The organism is Streptomyces sp. NPDC006733 (assembly GCF_040636125.1).
Lineage (GTDB): Bacteria > Actinomycetota > Actinomycetes > Streptomycetales > Streptomycetaceae > Actinacidiphila.
This window is the reverse complement of sequence record NZ_JBEYJD010000103.1, coordinates 1-12,034: the sequence shown is the minus strand read 5'-3', so window position 1 is coordinate 12,034 and position 12,034 is coordinate 1. Positions and strand designations below refer to the sequence as shown.

Sequence of the window (12,034 nt, the reverse complement as noted above, 5' to 3'; positions counted from 1 at the left end):
TACCGCAGCGACATCATCGACGGATGCCTCACCGGCACCCGCCTCCGACCAGCCACGATCCCGCCATGACGACTTTACGCTTGGAAGGTCAGTAGAACAACTCCCGCAGTACGGCCTGGGGCATGTCTGCTGCCTGCGACCGCCTTACTGGTGAGCGCGTGGGGACACTTGCACGGCCTTGTCGTCCTGGGGGTGCTCGGGCACATCTCGTTCCTCGGTGGCGCCAGGCCGAGATCTGCCGCATGGCCGTGTGAAACCTGCCGGGTGGACATCAATCGGCGAATCCCCGCGGTGTGAGCCCCTCATGCAGGGGCCGGCCCCGCGTCAGGAGGCCGGGGGCGGCACGGAAATGGCCTGTTCCGCGGCGCGGCTGACGGGCTCCCACGCGGCCCAAGTCTCCATGCGCTTGCGCGATATGTCGAACGCGAGGTCGTAGGCCACGCTGCCAAGCAGCAGACGCAGCGGCGGATCGGCGCTGTCGACCAGTCTCAGGATTGCCTGGGCGGCCAGCCGGGGGTCACTGTCGATGGACCCCTGCGCGAACTGCTTCTGCAGGTCCGCCCGCAGCGGCGCGTACGTCTCCAGGGTGCGCGTACTGTGCATCGCGGTGTAGAGATCGGTCCAGTAGCCGCCCGGCTGGACGATGCTCACCTTCACCCCGAAGCCCGCCGCCTCCAGGGCGAGCGCTTCGCTCATCCCCTCCAGGGCGAACTTGGCGGCACTGTAGAGACCGGTGCTCGGGAAGCCGCCCAGGGCTCCGATGCTGGAGATCTGCACGATGTGCCCGGACCGCTGCTCGCGCAGGGTGGGCAGCACCGCTTGGCTCACCCACAGCGCGCCGAAGAAGTTGATGTCCAACTGGGCACGGGCCTCGGATTCGCTGAACTCCTCGACCATCCCCATCGAGAGCATGCCGGCGTTGTTGACGACGACGTCAATGCGCCCGAACCGGGCCACCGCCCGGTCGACGGCCACGAATACCGCCTCGCGGTCGGTGACGTCCAGTTCGAGGGGCAGCACGCGCCCGGGATGGGCAGCGGCCAGCTCTTCCAGGGGCCCGGTGGTGCGTGCGGCGATCGCGACGCGGTCGCCCGCGGCCAGGGCCGCCTCGGCAAAGGAACGGCCCAGGCCCCGGCTCGCACCGGTGATGAACCAGACGCGGTCGGCATGTCGGGCTGAGGTGCGCATGGGGTGCTCCCAACAATTGTCGAGACGAGACGTTGCGTCTCGTACGGGATGACCTTATGCGGGCCACTCCATACCGTCAAGACGATCCGTCTCGTCTCGATTCGTGCTACGTTCGGGACGTGCCCACCTCACCCAAGAGCGCTCACACCGCGACTCGCCGCAGCGAGGCGTCGCGCCGGGCGATTCTTACCGCCTCCGTCGACCTCGTCAGCGAGACCGGCTACGCCAAACTCACCATCGAGGCGATCGCCGCCCGGGCCGGCGTCGGCAAACAGACGATCTACCGCTGGTGGCCATCCAAGGGCGCCGTGCTCTTCGACGCGTTCCTCCTGCTCAGCGAGGACCCGGTCAGCGGGGACCCCGCGCTCCCCAACACCGGTGACCTCGAAGCCGATCTCAAAACCGTACTCCGCGCCACGGTGGGCGAGCTCAACGACCCGCGCTACGACGCCCCCATGCGCGCGCTGCACACCGAGATCGTCCACGATCCGGAACTCGCGGCGACGTACGCGCAGCGCCTCCACGAACCGATGCAAGAGCTCAAGCGCGCGCGCCTGCGCGAAGCCCAGAATGCCGGGCAACTCGACCCCCACGCCGATCTGGACCTGGCCGTCGAACTCTTCTGGGGCCCCCTGCTCAACCGCTGGCTGCAGCGCACCGGACCGGTGACCGTCGAATACACCGACCAATTGGTGGAGACCGTCCTGCACGGCCTGCGCCCGCGCGGTTCAGCGCGCGAGCCCGAAGGAAACCTCCCACAGACCTGAGTCTCCCGCTCCCCCACGAACGCGGGGGATGCACCGCGCCGCAGCACCGCATGTCATCCGGCGGGGCAGATCACCGCCCTCCGCGTTCGAGAGACACCGGCCACGCGTCGGCGTTGCTGGAAGGTGGTGCGCAACCGGTAGCGCACGCCGCTGTAGTGGACAGTGGAGAGGCTGAATCGTAGAGGCGATTCGCTGCGGTGCGGTCCCTGTCGTCTCCCGCCGGAACATCGTCGTCGAACACAGCAGATCACCTCGGTGGCGCCCAGACTGGTCAACACGTCCAGGGCGGAGCCCAACAGAGCGCGTCCTACCCCCTTGCTGCGCGGGGGTGCTGACACTTCGATCCGCCACAACACCGATGCCGTCCACGGGCGCTCCCGCCACCGCGACCCGGTCGATGCCGTCGTAGACCTCCAGCCCGTGGGGCGTTCTCAGCCGTGTCATGGGGCGGGTGCGATGCGAACGTGGGCGGCGTGAGGCAGGCCGTCGGCGGGCCGCGCGGCGCGCAGGTATCGCCATAGCCGCTCCCCGGTGGATCCTCGGCCACCGCCACCCCGCACCAGCTCGCTGCGCACCCCATGGCCGCCGGCCGGTGCGGCCACCTCCCCGACCAGGGCGACCGGCAGCCAGAGCCCCCGATCCGTCCAGATCCCCGCAAGCGGAGCGTGTGTCGGCGGCGGCGCGCAGCGCCGTGTCCGTGGCTGCGGCGGCGGCCTACTCCGCCCTGGGTCCGGGTGCACACCGGGTGGCTTCGTCCGGAACCTTGCCGAACGGGTGACCCCAAGCGAGCTCGCAACCGCGCCGCCGGACGCTAGACGGACGGAGAGATCCTGGCCGAGCACATCGAGGACACCCTGGATCTACTCCTGGTGCGCCCCCGCTTCCTGGCCGGTGCGGTGGCCGCCGCACCGTGCTTACCGCCTGGCCGACGGCGGCGCCCAATCCGTCGCCACCCGCAGCCTCGACGCGGTCCCCACCGCATCCTGACCGCCCCGGCCGCGGCCGTTCACGCGGAAGGCCGTGGCCCTGCGGCGCGGCGAAGCCGATCGGCGATCGCCAACCCCAGCCCTTCCTCCACCGGCAGGGACGCGACGATGAGATCGCACCCCTGCCGGTCGAGCTCGCGCAAGAACCCGTACAGCCCGTGCGCGTAGGCGTCCAGCGAACCAGGCAAGGCCACCACGGCACGGGCCTTCACCGCAGCGCCGGCGAGGGACGGGGGAAGAAAGACGCCCACTTGGTGCCCGACCTCCTGGGCGAGCTCGGCTTCGGTGACGACCTTCTCCGGCTCGACGAGGACGACCCGCGCACGCGGCGCGTAGTGCGACGGGTGCTGGCCCGGCACCCGGACCCCGCTCGCAGGCGGGACCGCGACCGGGTGCCCCAGCACCGCTTCGAGATCCTCACGCCTCACCCCGCCTGGCCGCAGGATGCTCGGGATCTCGCCCGTGACGTCGACGATGGTCGATTCGACGCCAACCTGGCAGGAGCCGCCGTCCAGAACGAAATCGACGGCGTCACCGAGCTCCGCCCTGACATGGTCCGCGGTGGTGGCGCTGACCGAGCCAAAACGGTTGGCGGACGGGGCCGTGAGCCGCCGCCGAAGACCGACAGCAGCGCGAGAGCCACGGGGTGGTCGGGCACGCGCACGGCCACCGTCTCCAGGCCACCGGTCGCTTCGAGCGGCACGCGGTGGCCGCGCCGCAGGACCAGGGTCAGCGGACCGGGCCAGAAGTGTTCGGCCAGCAGACGCGCGGTTGCAGGCACTTCCTCGGCCCAGTCGTCCAGCTGGTCCGTGGCGGCGATGTGGACGATCAGCGGGTGCGAGGGCGGCCGACCCTTGGCCTGGAAGATCCGCGCGACGGCAACGGGGTCTTCCGCGTTCGCGCCCAGTCCGTAGACGGTCTCGGTCGGCAAGGCCACCAGGCCCCCGCGCGCAGCACACCCGCCGCCCTCTCGCTTTCCGTGGCTACTGCCGTCACCCTCGTACGTCCTCTCACGGTTCCGTCCACCCCGACGCCAGCTGACCCCGGCACCACAGGAGCACCAAGCTGTGCGCCTCACATGTTCCTCTTCGCATGCCACGCCGCAGTGTGCGGTCGCAAGCTCCTCCTACCGGCCAAGCGGGTCCAGTCGGCCAAGGATCATCCTGCTGGCCGCTTCGGTTTGCGGTGCCTGCCGGTGCCTTCGCCCAGTGCGGGCCGGTCCCACCGGGCGGGACGCTCGTCAACCGGTTCCGGTGCGACGATCAGCGGCTGGGTCACCGCCAGGTTCGCGGCAACCATCAGCGGAACCCACTGGTAGCCGTCCCACTGCTCGATGACGCGCTCGGCTTCGGGGTGGACGTGGGAGGCCCGCTCCGGACCCGGCATCAAAGTGCGGGCACGCAACCGGCCCAGCTTGCGGGCCCGGTCCACCGCACGCCGCTGCGCCCAGCTCTCCAACGGTTCCTCGCTCATGGCGCCAGCATGGCGTAGCCGCCGTCGAACACGCCACCCGCACACCCCTCTGAGGGCGACACCAGGGTGATAGGTGCCGCCGATGACGACCACTGGCAGCACGCTCCAGCGGGTGCCCGTGGTGCGGATCGCGGACGCCGGCCCACGCACCAGGTCGAACAGCGCGCGTCGGACGCACACCCCGAGTCGGGCACGGGCGTGCCACCGCGCAGTGCCGGTGGCCTTGGGTACGGCAGGGGCTCCAGCCCAGCGTTGAGCTTGGACCACACCGCGAGGCAGTCGCACTCCTCGAACAGCGCCGCAGCCAGCAGCAGGGAGGCCGCCACCCGGCGGGCAGGTTCCGCAGCCGCTGCTGCACCACCTCGCACTCGGCGAGAACCTCATCGACCATCTCGAACGGCACGATCCGCGTCAACCCACCCAGATGACCAGGAGCAAAAGCACCTTCGGCTACCGCGATCTCGCGGCTGATGCCACATTGACCGAACAGCGGAGCTCCCATGGTGAACGACTGGTCTGAGCAGACGACGTCGTTGCACCGAGGCTCCGCACTCCACATCAGATCGTCCGCCAGAACCAGCTGGCGCGACGGCCGACCCATGAGCAAGCCCCTCCAGCAGCGCTGCCTGGACCTCTCATTGAGCCCGATCGGCCTTCCATTCCCGAGCAAGCGTCGCATAGACGTACTCGCTGCCCCAGCGCTCGTTGTCGAGGTCGTTCTCGACAAGGTGCGCCTCCCGGCGCATGCCGAGGCGCTCGCACACGCGCACCGAAGCGGTGTTAAGTACGTCGAGGCGGGCAAAGAGTCGGTGGACGTCCAACTCGGCGAAAGCCAGCGCGGCGGTCGCCCGCGCGGCCTCGGTCGCGTAACCCCGACCGCTGTAGGCTGGGTTGAAGACCCAGCCTATCTCGACCTGGCGTGCTCGCGCGCTCGTGAGCTTCAGGACCACCTCGCCGACGACCGTCGCTTCGCCGGCCGGGCACACGGCGACCACGAGGTCGTCGCCGTCCTCAGCCCACGCCGTGCCAGCCGCGCGCCTGGCCAGGCTCTGCGCGCACCGTTCGCGAGTGAGCGGCTCCCGGTAAAGGTAGCGAGCGACTTCGGGAAGGCCCTGGTACGCGTACAGGTCATCGAGGTCGTCCGGCGTGAACAGACGCAAAACGAGCCGTTCGGTGCTGAAGGGCAGCGAGAGCATGGCCATCGATCTGGTGTTTCTCCCCCGGAGGGTTACCGCGGCGGCCTGAGACACCGGACCGCGGACCTTCCAACGACTCGTTTCGGACAACAACGCCGTTCTAACCCCCTGGCCACCCGCAGCGCAACCATGATTGCCGCGCTTGCCGGAACTGCGACGGGCTCAGTTCGAGCTGGGCAAGCTGCCCTACCTCATCTCCGTCCACCATCTGGAGGCCCAGCACGCCGCGGGCTCTGCACTGGTGCCTGGCGTGGAGAGCGCCACCAACCCGTTCCTTGGCATGATCGCCAACTATGTCCTGCGGCCGCGGATGCTGCTCGCCGGCTGGAGCCCCGCACGCGCCGACGTCAGCCACGCCGTCGAGGAGGCGATCACAACGGTGCTCGCTCGCTACGGCCGCTGCGCCAACGCCTCAGCACCCCTGAGGGCTCCGGTGCCACTGCAGGTGCGCACGGTGCCCGCCCCCGGGCCCTCGCCACGGTCGCGGACAACGGGCCGGTGCGGCACCGCAAGAAGTGCGAGCTAAGCGAGCAGGTCCTCGAAGGGGACGAGATCAGCCGCGCCTACGAGACGGCCGACGCCACATCCGGCGGTTGCCTGTCGTCCAGGTGCTGGGCCTGCGCCTCGACGATCTGCTGCGCAGGGACGGCAGGAGGCTGTCGGTCGCTTTGCGGTGGAGGTGCTTGACGTCCGGCATGACGGCCAGGGGGCACTGCGGCGTCCGAGGCGCGGCTCGGTGACTGGGTCGCTCCTTCGCGCATCGGGGACCCCATCCCGATTTCCGCGCCGGTAATTCCGCAGTAACGGCCGCTTCCTAGGGTTCGGGCGTCCCCCGCTCCCTCCCCCCGAGGATCCCCAATGCCCTTGCCCCGACCGATCCGGCGCGGATCAGCCCTGTGTCTGACGGCCCTTGTGATCGCGACCGCTGGAGTGCTGAGCACCCCCTTGCCCGCGGCAGTGGCTGCCGATCCGTCGCCCGCCGTCCCCGCCCAGGTCGACCCGGCCCTGCGGTCCGCCGTCGAGGGCGGGCTGCAGGCCACCTTCTTCGTGGTCCTGAAGGACCGCGCCGACCTGGACAGGGCCAAGGGCAAGGGCTCACACGTCGAGCGGGCGAAGACCGCCTACCGGGAGCTACAAAACACCGCGCAGCGCAGCCAGAGCGCCCTGAAGAAGTACCTAGACGAGCAGAGGGTCGGTCACCAGGACTACTGGATCGCCAACACCGTCCAAGTCACCGGCGACGCGAAGCTGATCGCCGAGCTGGCCCGGCGCGACGACGTGCGGAAGGTCGTCAAGGCGCAGACCTACCACCTGGACGACACCCTACTGCCATCCGCCGCCGTCACCGACGCGGGCGATGGCACGCCCGAATGGGGCGTGCATGACATCGAGGCCGACCAGGTGTGGTCGCAGTACGACGCGCGCGGCGAGGGCATCGTGATCGCCAACGTCGACTCCGGCGTCCAGTACGACCATCCGGACCTAGTCGCCAACTACCGCGGCAACAACGGCAACGGCACCTTCACCAACGACTACAACTTCTACGACCCGACCGGGAACTGCGCCACCCCCAGCACCCCGTGCGACAACAACGGCCACGGCACCCACACGATGGGCACCATGGTCGCCAAGAACGGCATCGGCGTCGCCCCGCACGCGAAGTGGATCGCCGCCAAGGGCTGCGAGTCCTCGCAATGCTCGGACGAGTACCTGCTGAAGGCCGGCCAGTGGATCCTGGCACCGACCGACCACAACGGCAACAACCCGCGCCCAGACCTAGCGCCGAACATCGTCAACAACTCCTGGGGCGGTGGCGACACCACCTTCTATCAGGACATCGTCGCGGCTTGGAACTCCGCGGGTATTTTCGAGGCATTCGCAGCGGGCAACGACGGCGACGGCACCACCTGCTCCACCGCGCACGCCCCCGGTTCGCAGGCCCCGTCCTACGGCGTCGGCGCGTACGACGTGAACGGGAAGATCGCGAACTTCTCCGGCTTCGGCCCGTCCCTGGTGGACGGATCGGCCAAGCCGAACATCTCCGCCCCCGGCGTGGGCGTCCGCTCCACCTGGCCGGGTTCGGCGTACACGGCGGAGTCCGGCACCTCGATGGCCACCCCGCACGTGGCTGGCGCGGCCGCACTGCTGTGGTCGGCCGCGCCGAGCCTCATCGGCGACATCGACGCTACCCGCGCGCTGCTCAATCACGGCGCCCGGGACGTCGACGACACCCACTGCGGCGGCACCGCGGACATGAACAACGTGTGGGGCGAGGGCAAGCTCGACATCCTCAAGTCCGTCGACCTGGCCCCGCACACTGCCGTCAGCGTCACCGGCAAGGCCACAGACAAGGCGACCGGCGCGGCGCTGCCCGGCATCGTGGTGAGGATCACCCCAGACGGCGGCGACACCCGCACCGTCACCACCGCCTCCGACGGCTCCTACCGCCTCGCGCTGGCTCCCGGCAGCTACAGCATCGCCGCCTCCGGCTACGGCTACGCGAACTTCACCCTGAATGGCCTGACCGCCGCCGCCGGGCAGCCGCAGGATGTCCTCCTGGCGATGACCGCCGCCGCCACCCACGCCGTCACCGGCACCGTCCTGGGCGTCACCCGCAAGCCGCTCGCGGGCGCCGTGGTCGAGCTCACCGGCACCTCTGTCGCCTCCGTGGTCTCCAACCAGGACGGCTCCTACAACCTGGGCAAGGTCGCCGAGGGCAGCTACACACTGACCGTCAAGCCCGCCCAGCCCGTGCTCTGCAACGGCGTGTTCACCGGCTCACTGGCCGTCGCCGCCGACGTCGCCACGACCGTACAGACCCCGGCCCGCACCGACAACTCCGGCACCAGCTGCGCCCCGGCTGCGTACAACTGGGTCAAGGGCAGCAGCAAGGTCGCGCTCAGCGGCGATGAGGACGCCAAGACCGTCAACCTGCCCTTCCCGGTCACGTACTACGGCGTGAAGTACACCAGCGCCGCCGTCACCACCAACGGCCTGGTCAACTTCCTGGAACCGCGGATCGGCGACTACGCCAACACCGCGCTGCCCACCGCGTACAAGCCGAATGGTGCCGTCGCCCCGTTCTGGGACGACCTGACGCTCGACAAGAAGTCAACCGTCACCACCGCCACCACCGGCACCGCGGGCAAGCGCACCTTCGCCGTGGTGTGGGACAACATCCCGCTGGTCTCCGACAGCTCGAAACGCGTCAGCTTCGAGGTGCTGCTCGACGAGGCCACCGGCGCCATCACCTTCCAGTACCAGAACGTGCCCGGGGCGGGCTTCGGCGCCACCGTCGGTATCGAGAACCAGGCCGGCACCGATGCCCTCCAATACTCCTTCGACCAGGCCGTCCTGACCAACGGCTCGGCGATCCGCTTCACCCAGGGAGCCAAGTAATGACCACCTACCGCACCGCCCTCCGGCTCGCCTCCGGCCTGGTCGCCGCAGGCCTGACCCTGACCGCCGCCCCTTACGCGCTGGCCGCCGAGCCCAACACTGCCACCGACGTGCAGCGGATGACCGAGCGTCAGGTCGAGGACACCACCGCCCGACTGAATGCAGACCTCTACCCGCAGGCCGCCGCCACCGACAGTGCTGACACCACCCTGGCGGGCGACGCCGGCAACCACCTGGACGCCCACGCAGCGGTCACCTTCACCGCAGGCTCCACCCTGGAGGGCGTCCGCGGCCTGGCCAAGACCGTCCCGGCCGGCTCGAACAGCAGCTACTTCACGCTACACAGCCTGGGCAGCGTGCAGCTGCACCAGGCCGACGGATCCACCTCCTGGGCCCGCACCAACACCTCGCTTTACGCCGACTGGCAGGTCAAGCCGCTCCGCCCCTGGGACGTCGAGCCGTACCCAGTGCGGATCCCGATGGCGTACAACTTCTTCACCCCGTTCAGCTCCAGCGCCGCGCAGGGCTACGACACCGGCGACCTGACCGGCGACGGCATGCCTGACCTGGTAATCGCGGCCTCCGCCGGCGAGGCGCCCTACCGGCCGTTCGCCTCACCCGGCTCCACGCTGACCTACGGCTCCTTCGTCACCGTGCTCGACGGTGCCACCGGCCAGACCCTGTGGTCGAAGCTGTACGCCTCCACCACCATCGTCCGGATCGTCGACGGCACCCTGCTGGTCTCCGACGCCCCCCGCCAGAACACCAGCGCCGCCAAGACCGCCACCGCCACCCTCAGCGGCATCCGATTCCGCTCCGCAGACGGCAAGCTCACACCGTCCTCGACTTGGACCTACGACACCGGCGAGGCCGGCCTCTCCAGCTGGGGCGACCTGGTCGCGCTCGGCGGCGGCAAGGTCGCGGTCTCCTTCAACCGCGCCGCCACCGGCACCGGCACCGCCCGCGGGACCACCTCCGTGCTGGACACCGCCGATGGGACCCTCGGCTGGCAGACCGACGGCGACCTGATGGGCCGGATGCTGCGCCTGGACACCAGCCGCGACCGCCTGGTCGCCGTCGAACAGCCCGACTACACCAAGCGGCTGGCCTACTCGGTGGTGGGCTACGACCTGGCCACTGGCGCCCGCACCGTACTCGACACCCGCGTCAACGTGGTACCCACCGCGCTCACCGTCGGCGACCTCGGCAAGGGCGGCACCGCGTACGCCGTCGCCGAGGACAGTTTCGACACCGCCTACCGCGTCAACTCCAACACCCTGCGCGTCCTGGACGCCGACGGCTCCACCGTCCGCTGGACAATCACCGCCAAGCGCGCCGACGGTGCCAGCGGCGACGGCCCCAGCACCTGGAGCCTCGACGTGGTCGACGGCTCGCTGGTCGCCAGCTCCCAGGACGGCCGGGCCACCGACACCGCCGAGAACGTCTCCGGCCTGCGCTACGGCACGCTCACTGTCTACAACGGCAACGGTAAGGTCCGCTGGAGCACCGACGGCACCACCGCCTCGCCGCGCTTCCAGCAAATTGACGGCGGCGTGGTGCGCACCGTCGACCAGCAGCAGAACATCCACACCTACAACCTCGGCAACGGCAAGAAGAAGAGTCTCACCCCGATGCAGGGCGACCTCAACTACGCCACGGCCGCCGACCTCGACGGCGACGGCAACCAGGACGTCGTCGCGGGCGGAAACTCCGACGGCGTCTGGGCCTACTCCGGCCCCTCCCTGCTCACCGGCACCCCGAAGCAGCTGTGGCGCGCCACTGTCACCGGCGAGGTGCACGCCGTCACCACCGGCGACGTCAACGGCGACGGCAAGCCCGAGGTCGTGGTCGCCGCCGACACCGCCACCATCGTCCTGGACGGCCGCACCGGCAAGGTGCTCGCCACCGTCGACGGCGGAGGCAAGTACGTCCGCTCGGTGACGCTCGCTGACCTGGACGGCGACGGCAAGCAGGAAATCCTCGTCCCCACCGACGTCCTGCGCGCCTACCACGGCGACGGCACGGCGCTGTGGGCCTACACCGCCCCGACCGGCTCCGGAGAGGTCGTCTTCTCCGACACCGTCGTCTCCGAGGGCCGGGTGCACACCCAGTACACGGGCCTGGGTGCCATGCAGCAGAGCGACTCGGTACAAAACGGCGTCGCCCTGAACGCCGCCACCGGAGCCTTGCTCTGGCAGGCCGACCCGAAGGCGCCCGCCGCCGCCGTCGATGGCAAGCTGCACGGCGCACTGCTCGACCACGCCGTCTTCGCCTCCTCAAAGATCCCGTACGCCGACGGCCACGCGGTCGCCTACACCTGGGTCATCACGGCCGTCCCCGGCGGCGTCAGCAGCGGCACCGCCCTGGCCAGTCCGTTCGCGGTCACCGAGATCCGCGACGGCCGCACCGGCGAGGTGCTGCACCAGACCGTGACAGGCGGCCCCTGGTCCCACGGCGACTTCTTCACCAGCGAGGACGACGACGGCCTCCACGAGATGGGGTTCGGCGTGCTCCGCCAGTACCTGGCGAACGGCGACGACCGGTGGACCTCCACCACCGCACCGCTACGCACCGCACAGTTCATCACCGGCCCCGACGGCAAGAAGCTGCTGGTCGGCGGGGTCGAAGGCGGCCTAGGAGCCTATGACCCGGCGATTGTCGGCGACGGCATCGCCTTCCACGCGTCCATCGGCAGCACCACCCTGCGCGGCGGCCGCAACTACCTGGCGGTCGACCTGGACGGCGACGGCAAGGAGGAGATGGTCTCGCTCAACTCCGACGCCCTCGGCATCAACCGGGCCGCCGACCTGCTCGGCGGCGGGGTCCTCTCCATCGACAACGGAATCCACCAGATGACGGCGTTCAAGCTCTCCTGAGCCCTGCGCACGACCACCTGAAACGGTACACGAACAGGCCCCGGTGCCCCGCAAGCCGTCGACCAGCCGCCGGGCGAGCGTGGACTTGCCCGCGGCGGGCGCGCCGGCCAACCCCAGCAGGGCCCTGCGGCCTGGAATGCTGGGGACGA

Annotated in this window: 7 protein-coding genes and 3 pseudogenes; 5 read left to right on the top strand and 5 right to left on the bottom strand. The window is 70.0% G+C overall.

The features are described from left to right. Nucleotides 1-135: 135 nt before the first annotated feature. Nucleotides 136-297: pseudogene (locus ABZ721_RS40425) on the top strand (TetR/AcrR family transcriptional regulator); the annotation flags it as partial. A gap of 27 nt (nucleotides 298-324) precedes the next feature. Here the strand turns inward: ABZ721_RS40425 and ABZ721_RS40420 are convergent. Then, nucleotides 325-1,188 carry an SDR family oxidoreductase gene (locus tag ABZ721_RS40420; RefSeq protein ID WP_358793837.1) on the bottom strand — a complete coding sequence of 288 codons (864 nt, stop codon included), beginning with the start codon at nucleotides 1,186-1,188 and terminating at the stop codon, nucleotides 325-327. Nucleotides 1,189-1,307: 119 nt separating this feature from the next. On the opposite strand from ABZ721_RS40420, the gene ABZ721_RS40415 reads away from it, so the two are divergent. After that, nucleotides 1,308-1,955, top strand: coding sequence for a TetR/AcrR family transcriptional regulator (locus ABZ721_RS40415; protein ID WP_358793836.1), 648 nt, complete (start codon nucleotides 1,308-1,310; stop codon nucleotides 1,953-1,955). A gap of 1,006 nt (nucleotides 1,956-2,961) precedes the next feature. Here ABZ721_RS40415 and ABZ721_RS40410 read toward each other — a convergent pair. From ABZ721_RS40410 to ABZ721_RS40400, 3 genes and pseudogenes are all read right to left on the bottom strand, one after another. After that, a pseudogene (locus ABZ721_RS40410) lies at nucleotides 2,962-3,937 on the bottom strand (L-threonylcarbamoyladenylate synthase). 162 nt (nucleotides 3,938-4,099) lie between these two features. After that, complete coding sequence (locus ABZ721_RS40405) at nucleotides 4,100-4,414, bottom strand: DUF6087 family protein (protein ID WP_358793835.1); 315 nt, start codon at nucleotides 4,412-4,414, stop codon at nucleotides 4,100-4,102. Between the two features lie 635 nt (nucleotides 4,415-5,049). Further along, the gene (locus ABZ721_RS40400; RefSeq protein ID WP_358793834.1) at nucleotides 5,050-5,616 is read right to left on the bottom strand and encodes a GNAT family protein; all 567 of its coding nucleotides are present in this window, start codon (nucleotides 5,614-5,616) and stop codon (nucleotides 5,050-5,052) included. 136 nt (nucleotides 5,617-5,752) lie between these two features. Between ABZ721_RS40400 and ABZ721_RS40395 the strand changes: the two genes are divergently transcribed. The 3 genes from ABZ721_RS40395 (at nucleotide 5,753) to ABZ721_RS40385 (ending at nucleotide 11,885) form a co-directional block, all read left to right on the top strand. Next, nucleotides 5,753-6,136 (top strand): TetR/AcrR family transcriptional regulator C-terminal domain-containing protein, encoded by a 384-nt coding sequence (locus ABZ721_RS40395; RefSeq protein WP_358793833.1) that lies wholly within the window; start codon nucleotides 5,753-5,755, stop codon nucleotides 6,134-6,136. Between the two features lie 332 nt (nucleotides 6,137-6,468). Next, nucleotides 6,469-9,009: a S8 family serine peptidase gene (locus ABZ721_RS40390; RefSeq protein WP_358793832.1), complete on the top strand. Its 2,541-nt coding sequence runs from the start codon at nucleotides 6,469-6,471 to the stop codon at nucleotides 9,007-9,009. Next, a complete protein-coding gene (locus ABZ721_RS40385) occupies nucleotides 9,009-11,885 on the top strand; it encodes a VCBS repeat-containing protein (protein ID WP_358793831.1) in 2,877 nt (958 codons plus the stop codon). The genes ABZ721_RS40390 and ABZ721_RS40385 overlap by 1 nt, the downstream gene beginning before the upstream one ends. A gap of 45 nt (nucleotides 11,886-11,930) precedes the next feature. Here the strand turns inward: ABZ721_RS40385 and ABZ721_RS40380 are convergent. Then, nucleotides 11,931-12,023, bottom strand: a pseudogene (locus tag ABZ721_RS40380) (nucleoside/nucleotide kinase family protein); the annotation flags it as partial. Nucleotides 12,024-12,034: the final 11 nt, after the last annotated feature.